The organism is Inquilinus sp. NPDC058860, assembly GCF_042743185.1.
In the GTDB taxonomy this organism is placed as follows: domain Bacteria; phylum Pseudomonadota; class Alphaproteobacteria; order DSM-16000; family Inquilinaceae; genus Inquilinus.
Genome location: NZ_JBHYMS010000069.1, coordinates 1 through 18,606 on the forward strand (window position 1 = coordinate 1; position 18,606 = coordinate 18,606).

The 18,606-nt window shown below is 71.8% G+C and carries 16 protein-coding genes; 5 read left to right on the plus strand and 11 right to left on the minus strand.

The genetic code is table 11. The annotated features are described in order from the left end of the window. Window positions 1–128: 128 nt before the first annotated feature. The 6 genes from ACFW16_RS31340 to ACFW16_RS31365 all read right to left on the minus strand — a co-directional run bounded on the left by ACFW16_RS31340 (window position 129) and on the right by ACFW16_RS31365 (window position 7,975). The gene (locus ACFW16_RS31340; protein WP_380312709.1) at window positions 129–755 is read right to left on the minus strand and encodes a sarcosine oxidase subunit gamma; all 627 of its coding nucleotides are present in this window, start codon (window positions 753–755) and stop codon (window positions 129–131) included. Further along, entirely contained in the window at window positions 748–3,789 is a 3,042-nt protein-coding gene (locus ACFW16_RS31345) for a sarcosine oxidase subunit alpha family protein (protein WP_380312712.1), read from the minus strand. The genes ACFW16_RS31340 and ACFW16_RS31345 overlap by 8 nt, the downstream gene beginning before the upstream one ends. Then, window positions 3,786–4,160: a sarcosine oxidase subunit delta gene (locus ACFW16_RS31350; protein ID WP_380312714.1), complete on the minus strand. Its 375-nt coding sequence runs from the start codon at window positions 4,158–4,160 to the stop codon at window positions 3,786–3,788. The genes ACFW16_RS31345 and ACFW16_RS31350 overlap by 4 nt, the downstream gene beginning before the upstream one ends. 10 nt (window positions 4,161–4,170) lie before the next feature. Then, window positions 4,171–5,421 (minus strand): sarcosine oxidase subunit beta family protein, encoded by a 1,251-nt coding sequence (locus ACFW16_RS31355; protein WP_380312716.1) that lies wholly within the window; start codon window positions 5,419–5,421, stop codon window positions 4,171–4,173. A 216-nt stretch (window positions 5,422–5,637) separates the two neighbouring features. Further along, entirely contained in the window at window positions 5,638–6,204 is a 567-nt protein-coding gene (locus ACFW16_RS31360) for a tyrosine phosphatase family protein (RefSeq protein ID WP_380312719.1), read from the minus strand. Window positions 6,205–6,304: 100 nt separating this feature from the next. Further along, window positions 6,305–7,975, minus strand: coding sequence for a formate--tetrahydrofolate ligase (locus ACFW16_RS31365; RefSeq protein WP_380312721.1), 1,671 nt, complete (start codon window positions 7,973–7,975; stop codon window positions 6,305–6,307). Window positions 7,976–8,224: 249 nt separating this feature from the next. Here ACFW16_RS31365 and ACFW16_RS31370 point away from each other — a divergent pair, with 249 nt between their 5' ends. Together ACFW16_RS31370 and bioD are read left to right on the plus strand one after the other, a co-directional pair. Beyond that, window positions 8,225–9,262: a GlxA family transcriptional regulator gene (locus ACFW16_RS31370; RefSeq protein WP_380312724.1), complete on the plus strand. Its 1,038-nt coding sequence runs from the start codon at window positions 8,225–8,227 to the stop codon at window positions 9,260–9,262. Window positions 9,263–9,435: 173 nt separating this feature from the next. Continuing rightward, entirely contained in the window at window positions 9,436–10,083 is a 648-nt protein-coding gene (gene bioD / locus ACFW16_RS31375; RefSeq protein ID WP_380312726.1) for a dethiobiotin synthase, read from the plus strand. Between the two features lie 13 nt (window positions 10,084–10,096). Here the strand turns inward: bioD and ACFW16_RS31380 are convergent, their stop codons facing one another. Both ACFW16_RS31380 and ACFW16_RS31385 read right to left on the minus strand, forming a co-directional pair. Continuing rightward, entirely contained in the window at window positions 10,097–11,620 is a 1,524-nt protein-coding gene (locus tag ACFW16_RS31380; protein WP_380312729.1) for an MFS transporter, read from the minus strand. Window positions 11,621–11,643: 23 nt separating this feature from the next. Continuing rightward, window positions 11,644–12,384 (minus strand): SDR family oxidoreductase, encoded by a 741-nt coding sequence (locus ACFW16_RS31385; RefSeq protein ID WP_380312731.1) that lies wholly within the window; start codon window positions 12,382–12,384, stop codon window positions 11,644–11,646. A 101-nt stretch (window positions 12,385–12,485) separates the two neighbouring features. Between ACFW16_RS31385 and ACFW16_RS31390 the strand changes: the two genes are divergently transcribed. Continuing rightward, window positions 12,486–13,124, plus strand: coding sequence for a TetR/AcrR family transcriptional regulator (locus ACFW16_RS31390; protein ID WP_380312734.1), 639 nt, complete (start codon window positions 12,486–12,488; stop codon window positions 13,122–13,124). Here ACFW16_RS31390 and ACFW16_RS31395 read toward each other — a convergent pair. From ACFW16_RS31395 to ACFW16_RS31405, 3 genes are read right to left on the minus strand one after another with little or no spacing between them, the layout of a single operon-like run. Beyond that, window positions 13,093–14,379, minus strand: coding sequence for a VTT domain-containing protein (locus tag ACFW16_RS31395; protein WP_380312736.1), 1,287 nt, complete (start codon window positions 14,377–14,379; stop codon window positions 13,093–13,095). The two genes, ACFW16_RS31390 and ACFW16_RS31395, sit on opposite strands and share 32 nt — an antisense overlap. A 37-nt stretch (window positions 14,380–14,416) precedes the next feature. Then, window positions 14,417–16,654, minus strand: coding sequence for a molybdopterin cofactor-binding domain-containing protein (locus ACFW16_RS31400; protein ID WP_380312738.1), 2,238 nt, complete (start codon window positions 16,652–16,654; stop codon window positions 14,417–14,419). A gap of 10 nt (window positions 16,655–16,664) precedes the next feature. Next, window positions 16,665–17,138 carry a (2Fe-2S)-binding protein gene (locus tag ACFW16_RS31405; RefSeq protein ID WP_380312741.1) on the minus strand — a complete coding sequence of 158 codons (474 nt, stop codon included), beginning with the start codon at window positions 17,136–17,138 and terminating at the stop codon, window positions 16,665–16,667. Between the two features lie 79 nt (window positions 17,139–17,217). Here ACFW16_RS31405 and ACFW16_RS31410 point away from each other — a divergent pair, with 79 nt between their 5' ends. Together ACFW16_RS31410 and ACFW16_RS31415 are read left to right on the plus strand one after the other, a co-directional pair. Further along, window positions 17,218–18,171, plus strand: a complete 954-nt coding sequence (locus tag ACFW16_RS31410) for a LysR family transcriptional regulator (protein WP_380312744.1) — start codon at window positions 17,218–17,220, stop codon at window positions 18,169–18,171. Window positions 18,172–18,249: 78 nt separating this feature from the next. Further along, entirely contained in the window at window positions 18,250–18,603 is a 354-nt protein-coding gene (locus ACFW16_RS31415) for a DUF1428 domain-containing protein (RefSeq protein WP_380312747.1), read from the plus strand. Window positions 18,604–18,606 lie beyond the last annotated feature (3 nt).

Genomic DNA, 18,606 nt, shown 5'->3' on the forward strand with positions numbered 1-18,606 from the left:
GGACCCCTCCCCCTGGCCCCCTCCCGCAAGGGGAGGGGGGACAAGGAAGGAACGGTTAAGGCTATTCTGAAGAGATCCCGCCAAGCGGGAGAGGCAACGCGAAAGGACCGTTGGGCTTTGTCTTTACCTCAGCCGGCTTCACCCACCCCGTATTCCAGCCCCGCATCGGCCAGCCAGTCCCAGAGATACTGGGCGAAGGAGCGGCGGACATAGATCCGCAGCCGCGGCGCGCCGTCCGCGTCGTCGGTGCGGTGCAGGATGACGTCGGCCTGGCAGACCATGCTCTGCACCACCGATCCGGCCGGGAAGGCGCGCGGATGCAGGTCCAGCGGGCAGCCCTTGGCCAGCACGTCCAGCGCCTTCGGCCCGGCCAGCGCGATCACCGTCCAGTTGTCGGTGACGTTGGTGATGGCGGCGTGCCGGCCGGCCAGCGCGCCCTGCAGCCGGGCGGCCAGATCGGCCTCGCGGTCCGCCCCGCCGACCACCAGCCATTCGGTCGGGCCGAGCCACAAGGCCGCGACGCCGTCGGCCGCGGCGATGCCGGGCCGCGCCGGCAGGTCGAGCCCGATCGCGCCGGACACCGCCGCGCCGAAGCCGGGATCGGACAGGTCGCCGCGCAGGTTCAGCTTGGCCTCATGCGCGATCTCGGCCAGCCGCACGCCCGGATTGGCCGGCGCCACCAGCGGCCGGACCAGCCCCGCGGTCGCCGAGCGCCGGGCCGGCGCCTCGCCCGGGACGGACATGGTGTCAGGCATGCAGGCGCCCTCCCTCGGGGTCGACGAAGACCGGCTTCACCACCTTGGCCGGGATGGTGCGGTCGGGCATGGCGATATGGACCGTGCCGTCGAACCGCCCCAGCCCGCCCTTGACCATCGCCAGCGCGATCGAGCGGTCGAGATTCGGGCTCCAGTAGCTCGAGGTCACATGGCCCAGCATCGGCACCGGCGGGGCGCCCGGCGTCGCCGTGTCGACGATGTGCGCCCCCTCCTCCAGCACCAGCTTCGGGTCGTCGGTCAAGAGGCCGACCAGCTGCTTGCGGTCGGCCCGCGCCGTGTCGGCCCGGTCGAGCGAGCGCTTGCCGATGAAGTCCGGCTTCTTCTTGCCGACGATCCAGTCCATGCCCAGGTCGCCCGGCGTGGCAGTGCCGTCGGTCTCCTGGCCGACGATGATGAAGCCCTTCTCGGCGCGCAGCACATGCATCGCCTCGGTGCCGTAGGGCACGAGGTCCAGCCCCTGCCCCGCCCCTTCGATCGCCTCGATCAGCGCCAGGCCATGGCTCGCGGGCACGTTGATCTCGTAGGACAGCTCGCCGGTGAAGGAGATGCGGAACACCCGCGCCGGCAGCCCGGCCACCGTGCCCTCGCGCATGGCCAGATGCGGGAAGGCCTCGTTCGACAGGTCGAGATCGGTCAGACGCGACAGCAGCTCGCGGCATTTCGGGCCGGAGATGGTGGCGACCGCCCATTGCTCGGTGACCGAGGTCAGGAAGACCTTCAGGTCCGGCCACTCGGTCTGCAGCCATTCCTCGAGCCAGGCGAGGATGTTGGCGGCGCCGCCGGTGGTGGTGGTCATGTGGAAATGGTCGTCGGCGAGGCGCGTGGTGACGCCGTCGTCCTTGACCATCCCGTCCTCGCCCAGCATCAGCCCGTAGCGGCAGCCGCCGACCGCCAGCTTGGCCCAGGCGTTGGTGTAGACGCGGTTCAGGAACTCCGCCGCGTCCGGCCCCCTGACGTCGATCTTGCCGAGGGTGGTGGCGTCCATCACGCCGACCGAATTCCGCGCGGCCTTGACCTCGCGGTTCACCGCGGCGTGCATGTCCTCGCCCGGCTTCGGGAAGTACCAGGCACGCTTCCAGCCGCCGCCGACATTCTCGAACACCGCGCCGTGCTTCTCGGCCCAGCTGTGCATCGGGGTGCGGCGGATCGGGGCGTACAGCGCCTTGACCCCGCGCCCGGCGATGGCGCCGAAGGTGACCGGGGTGTAGGGCGGGCGGAAGGTGGTGACGCCGATCTCCGGGATGGTCTTGCCAATGGTCTCGGCGACGATGCCGAGGGCGTTGACGTTGCCGGTCTTGCCCTGGTCGGTGGCCATGCCGGTGGTGGTGTAGCGCTTGACGTGCTCGACCGAGACCATGCCCTCGCGCAGCGCCAGCCGCAGGTCCTTGGCGGTGACGTCGTTCTGGAAGTCGACGAAGGCGCGCACGGCGTTGGCCGGCCGGTCCGACGGCACATACCACAGCGGCCGGGACTCATCGGCCTCCGGCTCCTCCTGCGCGGTCTCGACCGGCGGCACCGGCACCGCCACCGGGCTCAGCCCGGCGGCCGAGGCCGCGGCGGCGCCGGCCACCAGGCCTTCCTGCAGCGCGTCGGCGAAGCGCACGGTGCCGGCGCAGCCGCCGGCCGAGCGTTCGGCCTGGAAGGACTGGCCGGGCATGAAGGTCGAGCGCGCCTCGTCCCAGCGCAGCCGGCCGCGCGACTGCGACTGCAGGTTCAGCACCGGGTTCCAGCCGCCGGACATGGCGATGGCGTCGCAGGCGATGGTGGTCTCGGCGCCGCGCCGCACCGACTGGCCGTCGGCGGCCAGCGGCATCAGCCGCACCTCGTTCACCCTGAGGCGGCCGGAGGTGCCGACCACGGCATGGCCGGCATAGACCGGCAGGCCGGCGGCGCGCGCCGCCCGCACCAGCGGCCCGTCCGGATCCGGCCGGGTGTCGACGATCGCCGGCACGGCAACGCCGGCGGCGGCGAGGTCGAGGGCGGTGGCATAGGCGCTGTCGTCGCCGGTGGCGACCACGACGCGGTCGCCGACCTTGACGCCCCATCGGTTCAGATAGGCCCGGACGGCACCGGCCAGCAGGATCCCGGGACGATCGTTCTCGGCGAAGACCAGGCTGCGCTCGATCGACCCGGTGGCCAGCACCACCTGCTTCGCCCGCACCTTCCACAGCCGCTGCCGCGGCGTGCCGGTCGGCACGGCGTGCGGCGGGATGTGGTCGGTCGCCCGTTCCAGCAGGCCCAGCCAGTTGTGGCCGTAATAGCCGAAGGCGGTGGTGCGCGGCAGCACCCGGACATCGGGCATCGACGCCAACTCGGCCGCCGTCGCCTGGACCCAGTCGAGCGCGCCAGAATCACCGATCGACGCCGTCGGCTCCGACCGCAGCCAGCCGCCGAAGCGGGGCTGGTCCTCGGCCAGGATCACCCGGGCGCCGGCGCGGGCCGCGGCCAGGGCCGCGCCGAGGCCGGCGATGCCGCCGCCGACCACCAGCACGTCGCAATGGACGTTCATGTGATCGTAGCGGTCGGGGTCCGGCTGGCGCGGCGACACGCCGAGGCCGGCGGCCTTGCGGATGAAGCGCTCATAGACCATCCAGGCCTTGGGCGAGCGCGGCCACATGAAGGTCTTGTAGTAGAAGCCGGCCGGGATCAGCGGCGCGAACAGGTCGTTGACCGCGTTCAGATCGAAGCGCAGCGACGGCCAGCGGTTCTGGCTGCGCGCCACGAGGCCGTCAAACAGCCCGACCTGGGTGGCGCGGGTGTTCGGGTCGGTCCGCGCCGCGTCCGGCCCCAGCTGGACCAGCGCGTTCGGCTCCTCCGGCCCGGCCGAGATCACGCCGCGCGGCCGGTGGTACTTGAAGCTGCGGCCGAAGAGATGGACGCCATTGGCCAGCAGGGCCGAGGCCAGCGTGTCGCCCTCATAGCCGCGATAGGATCTGCCGTCGAAGGCGAAGGCGACGCCCTGGGTGCGGTCGAGGTCGGCGCCGCGGCCGACCAGGCGGTAGCGTTGGGTCATGGGGTCTGCGAGCCGGAAGCGCTGGCGGGATCGACCAGCGGCGCGTTGGCGGTGCCCCGCGCCGGCTCGCCGGACGGGGTCGGGATGGACTGGCCTTCGATCGCGGGCGGCGGGTCGCCGGGCCCGTAGACTGCCAGGATCTCGTCGGTCGCCGTGTTGCGGGCGATGTTGAACCAGCGCCGGCAGCCATGGATGTGGACCCAGCGCTCGTAATGCAGCCCCTTGGGGCTGGAGCGCATGAAGACGTAGTCCGCCCATTCCGCGTCGCTCAGCTCGGCCGGGTTGGCCGGGCGCCGGATATGGGCCTCGCCGCCGCAACGGAACTCACGTTGGTCGCGCGGCCCGCACCAGGGGCAGTCGATCAGGAACATGTGGGCACCCTCAATGCGCCACGGCGGCGGCGCCGTGCTCGGCCACCAGCGCGCCGGAAGAGAAGCGGTCCAGCGCGAAGGGCGCGGCGATGGCGTTGGGCTCGCCGCGGGCGACGGTGTGGGCGAAGACATGGCCCGAGCCGGGGGTGGCCTTGAACCCGCCGGTGCCCCAGCCGCAGTTGATGAACAGGTTCTCGACCGGGGTCTTGCCGATGATCGGGCTGGCGTCCGGCGCCACGTCGACGATGCCGCCCCACTGCCGCAGCATGCGCATGCGGCTGAAGATCGGGAACATCTCGACGATCGCCGCCAGCGTCTCCTCGATGATCGCGAAGCCGCCGCGCTGGGAATAGGAGACGTAGCCGTCGATGCCGGCGCCGATCACCAGCTCGCCCTTGTCGGACTGGCTGACATAGGCGTGCACGGCGTTCGACATGACGACGCAGTCGATCACCGGCTTGATCGGCTCGGACACCAGCGCCTGCAGCGGGTGGCTCTCCAACGGCAGGCGGAAGCCGGCGAGGTTGGCCAGGACCGAGCTGTGGCCGGCGGCCACCACCCCGACCTTGCCGGCGCCGATATAGCCGCGCGTGGTCTCGACCCCGACGACGCCCCCCTGCTGGGTGCGGAAGCCGGTGACCTCGCAGTTCTGGATGATGTCGACGCCGCGGGCGTCGGCGCCGCGGGCATAGCCCCAGGCGACGGCGTCGTGCCGCGCCGTGCCGGCCCGGCGCTGCACCGTGCCGCCATAGACCGGGAAGCGGATCGTCGGGTCCGGGTTCAGGGCGGGGCAGAACTCCAGCACCTGGTCGCGGGTCAGCCAATCGCTGTCGATGCCGTTCAGCCGGTTGGCGTGCAGCCGGCGCATCAGCTCGCGCGCCTCATGCGGGTCGTGGCAGATGTTCATCACGCCGCGCTGGCTGAACATGACGTTGTAGTTGAGGTCGGCCGACAGGCCCTCCCACAGCTTCAGCGCATGCTCGTAGATGAAGGCCGAGGCGTCGTACAGGTAGTTGGAACGGACGATGGTGGTGTTGCGGCCGGTGTTGCCGCCGCCGATCCAGCCCTTCTCCAGCACCGCGACATTGGTGATGCCGTGCTCCTTCGCCAGATAGTAGGCAGTGGCCAGGCCGTGCCCGCCGCCGCCGACGATGACCACGTCATAGGCCGGCTTGGGATCGGGCGAGCGCCACGCCTTCTGCCAGCCTTCGTGGTGCGACAGCGCGTTGCGGACGAGGGAGAAGACGGAATATCGGGACATCGATCCGGGGCGGGTCCAGGGTGAGCGCGGGCATGGTGCAGAGCCAGCCGGCCCGCCGCGAGCTTAGGCGCGACACGCAGGCGTCGCCCTGCGCCAAGGGCGAGGCGCACGGATCACCGCGTAGGTTGGGTTCGCCCGGCGAACCCAACACTCCCACGGCCGACCCGATGTTGGGTTCGCTTGCCGCGAACCCAACCTACGAAGCGGCGGAGTGCCTCAGTCGGCCGGAATCTCCCGCCCGCGGCCGACGCGGCGCAGCATCTCGATCAGCTCCGGCTGCTCGTCCCGGACCCGACGGTACTGCGGGCGCAGCGCGTCGCGCAGCCGGCCCTGGGTGCCCAGCGCCGCCTCGGCATAGTCGATCATCACCGTGTTCGGCCAGGCCTGCGGCCGGATCGCCGCCAGCTTCGCCACCGAAGCCTCCTCCTCGCCCGGATGGCGCTGGGCGATCAGCATCAGCATCGAGGCGGTCGAGCGCGAGACGCCCATATGGCAGTGCACCAGCAGATGGCGCAGGCTTTCGCCCTCCAGCGCCATCGCCTCGCCGAACTCCAGGATCGAGGCGACATGGTCCGGGGTCGGGAAGATGTGGCCCGGCATCTCGTCGATGATGTCGTGGAAGCGCAGATCGAGGCGGCGATGCGGGGCGAAGCCGTCGAAATAGGTCTCGGCCGGGGTGCCCGGATCGGCGATCGACAGCACATGGGTGACGCCGGCGGCGCGGAAGCCGGCGATCTCCTCCAGGCCGCAGACGGTGAGATGGCGGTCGGGGTGCAGCAGCATCGGATCGTCCTCGGAATCGGGCGAGGACTCTCCCGCCCGGCCGCCTCCGGGTCAAACGCCGATGCCGGGCCTCAGCCGTGCGGACGGGGCATGCGGCCCGTCAGAACAGCCCTTCTATCTGGCCGCTCTCGTTCAAGCGGATGTTGTTGGCCGCCGGTGTCCTCGGCAGGCCGGGCATGGTCATGATCTCGCCGCAGATCGCCACCAGGAACTCCGCCCCCGCCGACAGGCGCAACTCGCGCACCGGCACCACATGGTGCGACGGCGCGCCCTTCAGGGCCGGGTCGGTGGAGAAGCTGTACTGGGTCTTGGCGACGCAGACCGGGAAATGGCCATAGCTCTTCTGGTACTGGGCGAACTGGTCGCGCACCCGCTTGTCGGCGATGATGTCGTCGGCGCCGTAGATCGCGGTCGCGATCGTCCGCATCTTCTCCCACAGCGGCAGGTCGTCGTCGTACAGGGTGCGGAACTGGGAATGGTCCTCGGCCAGGGCCGCGACCTTGTGCGCCAGCTCCACCGTGCCGGCGCTGCCGTCCGCCCAGTGGGTGCAGATTTGGGCCTCGACCCCGTGCTCGGCGCAGTAGTCGCGCACCGCCTGCAGCTCGGCCTCGGTGTCGGCGACGAAGCGGTTGACCGCGACCACCGCCGGCACGCCGAACTGGCCGACGTTGCGGATGTGGCGGCCGAGATTGGCCAGGCCCTTCTTCAGCGCCGCCACGTTCTCCTGCCCGAGCTCCTCCTTGGCCACGCCGCCATGCATCTTCAGCGCCCGCACGGTGGCGACGATCACCACCGCCGCCGGCTTCAGCCCGGCCTTGCGGCATTTGATGTCGAAGAACTTCTCGGCCCCGAGATCGGCGCCGAAGCCGGCCTCGGTGACGACATAGTCGGCCAGCTTCAGCGCCGTCTTCGTCGCCATCACCGAGTTGCAGCCATGAGCGATGTTGGCGAAGGGGCCGCCATGGACGAAGGCCGGGTTGTTCTCCAGCGTCTGCACCAGGTTCGGCATGAATGCGTCCTTCAGCAGCACGGTCATCGGCCCGTCCGCCTTCAGGTCCTTCGCCGTCACGGGCCGGCGGTCGCGCGCCTGGCCGACGATGATGCGGCCCAGCCGCTGCTCCAGATCCTCCAGGCTCTTCGACAGGCAGAAGATCGCCATCACCTCGGACGCCACGGTGATGTCGAAGCCGTCCTCGCGCGGGAAGCCGTTGGCGGCGCCGCCCAGGCTGGTGACGATCGAGCGCAGCGCCCGGTCGTTCATGTCCATCACCCGGCGCCACGTCACCCGGCGGGTGTCGATCTCGAGCGCATTGCCCCAGTAGATGTGGTTGTCGAGCAGCGCCGACAGCAAGTTGTGGGCGCTGCCGATGGCGTGGAAGTCGCCGGTGAAGTGCAGGTTGATCTGCTCCATCGGCACCACCTGGGCGCGGCCGCCGCCGGCGGCGCCGCCCTTGATGCCGAAGCAAGGACCGAGCGACGGCTCGCGCAGGCAGATCGCGGTCTTGCGGCCGATCCGGTTCAGACCGTCGCCGAGCCCGACCGTGGTGGTGGTCTTGCCCTCCCCCGCCGGGGTCGGGGTGATGGCGGTGACCAGGATCAGCTTGCCGTCGGGCCGGCCGCCGAGCCCGTCGACGAAGCCGGGCGTCAGCTTGGCGATGTGCGGGCCGTAGGGATAGAGAGCCTCGGAGGGGATACCGAGCATCGCGCCGACCTCGGCGATCGGCCGCAGGGTCGCCGCCCGGGCGATCTCGATGTCCGACGGTGCCCCCATGTCCAAAGCTCCCCAGCCAGTTTTTGCGTCGATCGTCCCATAGCATCCGGGGCGGCACCGCGTCTGCGGCGACGTCGTCCGGCCTTGCTGCGACGCGCCAGGTCGCGGCGGCACGAGCCATGCGTCCAGCGGATCGCATCATCACTTGCCCGTCGCATATGGCCTCTTTGTCGGATTTGCGACCCGTGCTACCGATTCGTCCAATAAGGCGCGCCCCATCGCGGGAATGTCGCCGGGAGGCACTCACGCATGGGCCAGGATCCAGCCTTCGACACCGAGACGATCGGCTTCCTGCTGATTCCGCAGTTCTCGATGATCGCCTTCACCTCGGCGGTCGAGCCGCTGCGCATCGCCAACCGCATGGCCGGCAAGCCGCTGTACCGCTGGATGGTGCTGTCCAAGGACGGCCAGGCGGTGAAAGCCAGCAACGGCATCAGCGTCGGCGTCGACACCTCGCTGGCCGAGCTCAGCCGCCAGGCCGGCGTGTCCAGGCCGCTCGACATGATCTTCGCCTGCTCCGGCCTCGGCATCGAGCGCTACCGCGACGACGAGGTCTTCGCCTGGCTGCGCCGGGCGGAGCGGCAGGGCGTCGGCGTCGGCGCGCTGTGCACCGGCTCGCATCTCCTGGCCCGGGCCGGGCTGCTCGGCGGCTATCGCTGCGCCATCCATTGGGAGAACCTGCCGGGCTTCGCCGAGACCTTCCCCGAGATCCCGGTGTCGAGCGACCTGTTCGAGGTCGACCGCAACCGCTACACCTGCTCCGGCGGCACCGCAGCGATCGACATGATGCTGCACCTGATCGCGATCCGGCAGGGCCGCGACCTGGCGACCAAGGTGTCGGAGCAGTGCCTGGTCGACCGCATCCGCAGCCCGCACGACCGCCAGCGCCTGCCGCTGCGGGCCCGGCTGGGCGTGCACAACCCGAAGCTGGTCTCGGCCATCGAGCTGATGGAGGCGAACATCGCCGAGCCGCTGCCGCAGGAGGAGCTGGCGGCCCATGTCGGCCTGTCGCGCCGGCAGCTGGAGCGGCTGTTCCGCAAGCAGCTGGGCCACAGCCCGGCGCATTACTATCTCGAGCTGCGGCTGGAGCGGGCGCAGCACCTGATCAACCAGAGCGACCTGCCGATCGTCGACCTGGCCCTGGCCTGCGGCTTCGTCTCGGCCTCGCATTTCTCCAAATGCTACCGCCAGCTCTACGGCCGCTCGCCCCGGGAGGAGCGGGCGAACGCCATCCTGCGCGGCGTGCCGATGCCCGAGCGGCCGGTCCGTCAGAGAGTCCCCGCTTGACGACGCAATCCAGCTTTGCTGCGCTGCGGTAACTGGGGACTCGCTTCGGAGGACCGATCTGTGCATAGTCCGCGACTTCGCGTAACGGCATCCCGGACCCGAATGCCCGTAGACCGGACCTGGCAGCCCGCTTCGGCCGCCGACCGCCTCGCCGCTGAGACCCCTAGCACCCCATGACCCGATTCTATGTGACCGGCACCGATACCGGTGTCGGCAAGACCCTCGCCTGCGCCTGCCTGGCCGCCGCCTGGGACGCCGACTACTGGAAGCCGGTGCAGACCGGCCTGGCCGAGAAGCCGGCGGACACCGCCATCATCGCCGCCCTGACCGGCCTGCCGGCCGACCGGCTGCAGGCGCCGACCTACACTTTCCAGGCCCCGCTGGCCCCGGTCGCCGCCGCGGCGCTGGAGGAGAGCGAGATCGACCCGGCCGCGCTGACGCCGCCCTTCTCGCCCCGGCCGCTCTTGATCGAAGGCCCGGGCGGCGGGCTGATGGTGCCGCTGGACTGCTCGACGCTGGCGATCGACCTGCTGGCGGTATGGCGTTATCCGACCATCGTCGTGGCCCGCAGCGGCCGCGGCACGATCAACCACACGCTGCTGACCATCGAGGCCCTGCGCCACCGCAAGATCCCGATCGCCGGAGTGGTGATGAACGGCCCGCTCAACGCCGGCAACCGCGCCGCGATCGAGAAGCATGGCGGCGTGCCGGTGATCCTGGAGATCCCGGAGCTGCCGAAGGTGACACGCGCCGTGGTCGAGGAGCTGGCCCACGCCGTGCCGCCGCTCGGCGAGATCGTCTCCGAGGCGGTCGCCGCCTGAGGCGACGGCCCCGTCACCGGGCCTCGCAGGCCTCCACTCTCCCGTCCCGCCGGCGCAGCAGGGCATAGGCGACCAGCGCCGCCGCCAGGGTCGCCACCACCAGGACGGCGAGCATCGCCTGGAAGGCGGCGCCATAGGCCTGGGCCAGAGCCGCCCGGCCGAGGCCGGGCAGCATCGCCTCGGCCCGGCCCATGTCGCCGCCGGCCAGGGCGTTGACCGCGTCGGCCACCCGGGCCTCGCCGCCCGCGGCCCGGTGCAGGCCGGACTGGCCGAGCGCCACCACCAGGGCGCCGGCCGCCGCGATCGCCACCGCCTCGCCCGCCACCCGCATGGTCGAGAAGATGCCGGTGGCCATGCCGGCGCGCTCGCGCGGCACGACGCTGACCGACAGGTCGTCCATCAGCCCCCAGGGCAGGCCGGTGCCGATGCCGACCACCAGCATCGGCAGGGCCAAGGTCATGGCCTCGGCACCGACCGGCACGGCGGCGAGCCAGCCGAGGCCGACCGCGGCGATCACGAGGCCGATCGCCGACAGCACCGCCGCCGGGATCCGGCGGGCCAGCATCCCGGCCAGGAACGGCACCACCGCCATCGGCGCCGACAGCGCGATCATCAGCCCGCCGGCCTCGATCTCGCTCATTCCCTCGGCGCCGATGAAGCGCACCGGCAGCAGCACCAGCGGCACCACGAAGCAGACGGCGGTGGCGATCGGCAGGAACTGCGCCCCGACGAAGCGCGGATAGCGGAACAGCGACAGGTCCAGCATCGGCCGCCGCACCCGCGTCTCGACCGCGATGAACAGCGCCAGCATCGCCGCGGCGCCGAGCAGCAGGACCAGCACCACCGGGCTGTCCCAGCCGTCCTGCGGCCCCTGCATGATGCCGAAGGTCAAGAGGCCGAGGGCGGCGGTGAAGCTGAACAGGCCGGGCCAGTCGACGCCGGTGGCGCCGGGGTCGCGCGATTCCCGCATCCGCGGCAGGCCGAACACCAGGACCAGCAGGCCGATCGCGGTGCCGGTCAGGAAGATGGCGCGCCAGCCCAGCGTCTCGACCAGCACGCCGGACAGGATCGGGCCGAAGGCCAGGCCGATGCCGAAGCTGGTGCCGAGCAGGCTGAAGGCGCGGGTGCGGGCCGGCCCTTCGAACTCCTGCGCCAGCGAGGCGGCGCCGCCGGCCATGGCGATCGAGGCGGCGATGCCCTGGGCGCCGCGCAGCAGGTCGAGCGCCACCACCGATGGCGCGAAGCCCAGCACCAGCGACAAGAGGGCGAAGCCGGCCACGCCGATGCCGAACATGCGCTTGCGGCCGAGCTGGTCGGCCAAGGCACCTGCGGCCATGACGAAGCTGCCGAAGCTGAGCACGAAGGCGTTCACCACCCAGGCCAGGGCCACCGGGCTGCCGCCGAGCTCGCGCCCGATCGCCGGCAGCGCCACGGCCGGGCCGGTGAAGCTGAGCGGCATCATCAGCCCGGCCAGACAGACGGCGCCCAGCACCCAGAGGCCGTTGCCAGCCTCGTCGGACATGGCGCGCGCGGTCATATTCTCGTCCTCGGCTGGGGCGGTCATATGGACATGCCGCCGTCGATGGTCAGCGCGGCGCCGGTGACGAAGCGGCTTTCGGCCGAGGCCACCCAGGCGACCAGCCCGGCGATGTCGTCGCCGCTGCCGTAGCGCGGGATCGCCATCAGCGACCGCAGGGTGTCGGCGCGCGGTCCGTCGGCCGGGTTCATGTCGGTGTCGGTCGGGCCCGGCTGCACCAGGTTGACGGTGATGCCCTGGGGCCCGAGGTCGCGCGCGGCCCCCCTGACCAGGCCCGTCAGCGCCGTCTTCGACAAGGTGTAGAGCGTGATCCCGGCCCCCGGCACGCGTTCGGCCAGGTTGCTGCCGATGACGATGATCCGCCCGCCCTCCGGCAGGTGCCGGGCCGCCGCCTGGGCGGCGACGAAGACGCCGCGGACATTGATCGCGAGGGTGCGGTCGAACTCCTCGACCGTGTACTCCGCGAAGGGCTTATGCACGGCGATGCCGGCATTGGCGACCAGGATGTCGAGCCGGCCGAGCCCTGCCGCCGCCCGGTCCACCGCCGCGGCGGCCGCCGCCGGGTCGGCGCTGTCGGCCTGGATCAGCAGGGCGCGCCGGCCGGCCGCCTCGACGTCCCTTGCCACCTCCGCCGCCTTGTCGGGCGAGGCGCTCCAGGTCAGGGCGACGTCGGCGCCCTGGCGTGCCAGGCGACGGGCGATGGCGGCGCCGATGCCGCGGCTGGCGCCGGTGACGAGCGCCGCCGTTCCGGACAGGTCGGCCATGGGATGCTCCATATCTTTAATGATCGATAAATAAATAGCTGGCGCAGTTGCATCCCGCGGTCAAGCGATTTATTTATGGATCATTAAAGAAAGGAATGGAGATGGCGGAACGCGGCCGACCTCGCGGTTTCGATCGGGACGTCGCCCTGCGGCGGGCGATGGAGCTGTTCTGGCGGCACGGCTATGAGGGCGTGTCGATGGCCGACCTGACCGCGGCGATGGGCATCGCGGCGCCCAGCCTCTACGCCGCCTTCGGCAGCAAGGAGGCGCTGTTCCGCGAGGCGGTCGCGCTGTATCGCGCCACCGATGGTTCGGCCACCCGCCGGGCGCTGGACTGCGAGCGGACGGCGCGCGCGGCGATCGAGGCGATGCTGCGCGACAACGCCGACGCCTTCACCGACCCCGGCCTGCCAAATGGCTGCTTCGTCATCCTCGGCGCCATCAACACGGCGCCGGAGCATGAGGGCGTGCGCGCCCATCTGCTGGACCTGCACAAGGAATCCTGCGGCCTGATCCTGCGCCGGCTGGAACAGGGCGCGACGGCGGGCGAGTTCCCGCCGGACCTGGATCTGGGCCCGCTCGCCGGCTTCACTTCGACCGTGCTGGCCGGCCTGTCGATCAAGGCCCGCGACGGCACCGGCCGCCGCGAGATGCACGCCATCATCGACCACGCCATGGCGGCCTGGGACGCGATGGTGGGGAAGCCTTCTAAGCCGGCGGGCGCTGCCAGCGGCGGGTGATCTTGTACACCGCGGCCGGCGGGACGTTGGCGACCGCCCGGCCGACCCGCACCGCCTTGAGCCCGAGCCGGTCGAGAATGGCGCGCGGGATCGGGCAGCGCGGCCCGTAGGTGAACTGGTAGAACGCGCCGTCCGGCCGCAGATGGCCGAAGGCGCCGTCGAGGATGCCGATCACCGTCTTGGGCGGCATCGACAGCACCGGCAGGCCGCTGACCACGGCGCCCGCCTTTTCGCCGCCGAAGGGATCGGCCGCGCCCAGCCGGGCCGCGTTCATGCACAGCACCTGCGCCGCCGGGAAGCGCTGGCGCAGCAGCGCCGCGAAATCCGGCCCGGCCTCGACCAGCGCCAGCCGCGATTCCGGCACGCCGCGGCCGATCAGCGCCCGGGTGAACGCCCCGGTGCCGGGCCCGAGCTCGATCACCGGCGCCGTCTCCGGCCCGATCTCGGCGGTGATCGCGGCGGCCAGGGCCCGCCCCGAGGGCACCACCGCGGCCACCCGCAGCGGCGCCTTCAGCCAGGCGCGGAAGAAGGCGAAATCATCGGCCGCGTCCTGGCGGCGCGTGGGGCCGGCCGCGGGCCGCGGCGACCTCGCGGCGCCCGGCATCAGGACCGGCGACGCGCCGGCGGAGGAGACGGCGACGGCCTGCCGCCGGCGGGAGAAGCTACGCCACATCATCGTGCCCATCAGCTCCAGAGACAGCAGCGCGACCAGCGCCGTCAACGCGATCGAGGATGCATTCGGGTCGGGCTCGAACAGCGACGCGGCGGCATAGCCGGTGCCGATGAACAGCCCGTTCCACAGCCCGATCCCAAGGGCGGTGGCCATGAAGAACATCAGGGGACGGGCCCGCAGCAGCCCTGCGATGCCGGGCACCACCAGCCGCACCGTCGGGACCAGTTGCGCCACCAGCGCGAACAGTACTCCGCGGTCCCGCAGCCAGGCGATGCAGCGGTCGACCCGCGCCGGCGCCATGCCGAAGAAGCCGGCGGTGCGGCGCAGCAGCGCCCCGGCCCGCGCCTCGCCCAGGCCCCAGCCCAGCCCGTAGAACAGGGCGCAGCCGGCGACGCCGCCGATCACGGTCAGCGCGAAGGCCAGCGGCAGCGACCAGTAGCCCTCGCCCACCGCCACCCCGACCGCGACCAGGAGGCCGTAGGAGGGCAGGATCGGCAGCAGGCGCTCGACCAGCATGAGACCGAACAGACCGGCAACGCTGCAGGCGGCGATCCAGGGCATGAGGTCTCCCAGCGGGTCCATGGCCGACTCCCCTGTTATCATAGTAGGAACGGGAAGGTCAGGGGAACGCGATAGCGGTGCGTTCCGCTGATATGAGCGCGACCGTCAGCGGCAGGGTACGGCAGCGGCGTTGCGTCGCAGCGAACAGGGCGTTGGCCAGGGCCGGCGCCACCGGCGGCAGCCCCGGCTCGCCCAGCCCGCCCCAGGGCCCGTCGCCGCGCAGGAACCGCACCTCGATCTCCGGCGTCGCGGCGAGGCCGAACAGCGGATAATCCGGGAAGTTGCGCTCGACCACGGCGCCGCCCTCGATCGTGATCCGCTCCGCCATCGCCGCGCTCAGCCCCATCACCACCGCGCCCTCCACCTGCTGCCGCGCCGTGTCGGGGTTGCAGACGTCGCCGCAATCGACGGCTGCGATCACCCGATGCACCATCGGCTTGCCGCCGGAGCCGACCGAGGCCTCGACCACATGGGCGACCACCGTTCCGTAGGCCTCGGCCACGGCGATGCCGCGGCCGGTGCCGGCCGGCAGCGGCACGCCCCAGCCGGCCGCCTCGGCCGCCGCCTCCAGCACCCGGCGGTGCCGCGATCCCGGCGGCAGCAGGTCGCGGCGATAGGCGAAGGGGTCGCGGCCGGCGGCATGGGCCAGCTCGTCGATGAAGCTCTCGGCCCAGAAGGCGTGCTGGGTGTGATTGACGCCGCGCCAGGACCCGCGCCGCACCGGGTCCGGCACCGCCACGGCGCGGATCGACTGATGCGGGATCGCATAGGGGATCCGGAAGGCCTCGACCGGCGCCGGCATCCCGTCGACATAGAGCTGCGACCAGGCCAGCGGCGTGCCGTCCGGCGCCAGCACGGCCCGGATCCGGGTGGCCAGGCGCGGCCGGAAGGTGCCCTGGGCGAAGTCCTCCTCCCGACTCCACACCAGCTTCACCGGGTTGGGTGCCGCCGCCTTCGCCAGCGCCACCGCCTGGACGAGATAGGCCGGAGGCCCGTCGTCGCGACCGCCGCGGCGGCCGAAGGAGCCGCCCATCGGCAGCGGCACCAGCGTCACGTCCTCCTCCGCCAGCCCGGACAACTCGATCAGCCGGCGCTTGGCCACCAGCGGGTTGTGGTCGCCGGCCCAGACCGTCAGCCGGCCGCCGGCGAGCCGTGCGGTGACGGTGATCGGCTCCATCGCCGCATGGTGCAGATGCGGCACGCGGTAGGCCGCCTCGACGATGCGGTCGGCCGGCGCCTGCGCCAGCGCCGAGGCGGCGTCGCCGAGCGTCACCCGCGCCTCGCCCTCCGCCTCGGCCAGCGCCTCGTCCTGGGCCGCATCGATCGAGGCGCAGGACACGCCGCCATGGCCACCGTCGGAGAAGCGCGGCGCCAGCACGGCCAACCCTTTTCGCGCCGTCCAGCTGTCGCGGGCGATCACGGCGACGGCGTCGTCCAACCGCAGCACCTGCTCCACCCCCGCCATCGCCAGGGCCGGGGCGGGATCGACCGAGAGCAGCCGTCCGCCCGGCACCGGCGCCGCCGTCACCGTCGCCACGCGCATCCCGGGCAGGGCCAGGTCGATGCCGTAGCCGAAGGCGCCGGTGACCTTGGCCGGGATATCGAGCCGCGGCACCGGCGTGCCGATCAGGCGCCAGCGCTGCCGCGGCTTCAGCGGCGGGCTGGCCGGGACCGAAAGATCCGCCGCCGCGGCCGCCAGCTCGCCATAGCGCGCCGATTGCCCGCCGCCGGACCGGATCACCCGGCCCGCGGCGGTGACCAGCGCGCCGGCCGGCACGCCCCAGCGCCGGGATGCCGCCTGGATCAGCATCTGCCGCGCCGCGGCGCCGACCAGGCGCATGCCGACCTGGCCGGTCATCCGCACCGCGGTGGAGCCGCCGGTCTGCTGCAGGTCGATGAACCGGGCCGCGGCGGCGAAGGCGGCGTCGACCGCGCCGTCCAGCACCCCGGGCACCGACCAGTCCTGCAGGGTCCAGCCTTCGGCCAGGAAGCGGTTGGCGAAGGCGCGGTCGGCCGGCGCCTGGGCCGCGCGCACCTGCGCCCAGTCCACGTCCAGCTCCTCCGCCGCCATCATGGCCAAAGCGGTGTGCACCCCCTGCCCCATCTCGGTGTGCGGGACATAGACCGTGACCGTGTCGTCGGCGCCGATCTCGAGCCAGCCGGCCAGCAGCGTGCCGCCGTCCTGCTCCGCCAGCTGCCGGGCGCGGACGTCGAAGCCGCGGTCCCAGGCCCGCCAGCCGAGCGCCAGCCCGCCGGCCGCGGCGATGGTGGCGGTGAGAAACCAGCGCCGCTTCACCGCCCGGCCCTCACGCCTGCGCCGCCAGGGCGCGGATGGCCCGGCGCACCCGCGGATAGGTGCCGCAGCGGCACAGATTGGTGATGGTGGCGTCGATCTCGGCATCCGTCGGCGACGGCCGAGCACGCAGCAGGGCGGCCGCCGCCATGATCATGCCGGGCTGGCAATAGCCGCATTGCGGCACCTGGATCTCGACCCAGGCCCGCTGCACCGGGTGCAGCCCATCGGCCGGCGAGGGCTGCACCGTCTCCGGCAGCCCCTCGATGGTGGTGACCGCGGCGCCGGCGGCCGACCCCACCGGCACGCTGCAGGACCTGACCGCCGCCCCGTCGAGATGCACGGTGCAGGCGCCGCAGGCGGCGACACCGCAGCCGTATTTCGTGCCGGTCAGCCCGGCCGCCTCGCGGATCACCCACAGCAGAGGCGTCTCCGGGTCGCCGTCGAAGGTGAAGGGCCGTCCGTTCACAGTCAGAGCGATGCTCATGGCCGCGCCTCCTCTGCTTCATGGAAGAAGGCTATGGCCGCTCGCTTTGTCCCGGTATCCAGAATAATCTGCAGTCGCCATGAAGAGACCCTTCACAATCGAGCGCGACCAGCTGGACGGCGTGATCGCCGTGCTGCGCGTCGCCGAGCGCCGCAGCTTCCGCGCGGCGGCGGAGGAGCTGGGGGTCTCGCCCTCCGCCATCAGCCAGACCATCCGCGGGCTGGAGGCGCGGCTGGGCGTGGCGCTGCTGACCCGCACCACCCGCAAGGTCGGGCTGACCGAGGCCGGACAGCGCTTCGTCGACCGCGCCCGGCCGGCAGTGGCGGAGATCCTGGCCGCCTTCGACGCGGCGCAGAACCTGGGCGAGGAGGTGACCGGCCTGCTGCGGCTGAACATGCCGCGGGCGCTGGTGCATTTCCTGGCCGAGCCGATCCTGCTGGAGTTCCGCGCCGCCCATCCGGCGCTGCAGGTCGAGATCTTCGCCGACGACAGCTTGGCCAATATCGTCGCCGAGGGCTTCGACGCCGGCATTCGCCTGGGCGAGCTCCTGGAGGCCGACATGGTGGCGGTGCGGCTGACCCCGCCCTTCAAGTTCAGCGTGGTCGGCGCCCCCGGTTATTTCGCCCGGCACGGCCGGCCGCAGCGGCCGGAGGACCTGCACCGCCACGCCTGTATCGGCACGCGCCAGTCGCCGCAGGGGCCGATCTATCGCTGGGAGTTCGTCGACGGCAGCCGCGCCTTCGACATGGCGGTGGCCGGGCCGGTGATCGTCAACACCGGAGAGATGAACGTGATGGCGGCGGAGATGGGCGTCGGCCTCGCCTACACCGCGGCGCCGGCGGTGCAGGAGCAGGTCGCCGCCGGGGCCCTGGAGCCGGTGCTGGAGGAGTTCTGCCCCGGCACCCCCGGCCTGTTCCTGTACTACCCCAGCCGGGCCCAAGCCCTGCCCAAGCTGCACGCCTTCATCCAGTTCGTGCACGACAAGCTGCGGCCGGGGACGACGGCCTATATCGGGACGCGGGTGAGCGGCTGAGAAAATCCGCCCGGCCTGTCGGTTCCCAGCCTCCTCGGTCGTCCTATGTTCGGTCCAACCCAACGGAGGAGACCCGGGATGTCCTATGCAGACGGATTCGTGCTGGCGGTGCCGAAGGCCAGGCTGGAGGAGTACAAGGAGATGGCGCGCAATGCCGGCGCGGTGTGGAAGGACCACGGCGCGCTGGCCTATGTCGAATGCATCGGGGATGACACACCCTATGGCGAGCTGACCTCCTTCCCGCGCTCGGTGCTGGCGAAAGAGGACGAGATCGTGATCTTCGCCTGGATCGTCTATGAGAGCCGCGCCGCGCGCGACGAGATCAACAAGAAGGTGATGGCCGACCCACGGCTGAAAGGGGACCCCTCCACCATGCCCTTCGATGGCAAGCGCATGATCTATGGCGGGTTCGAGGTGTTCGTCGAGCTGTAGCGG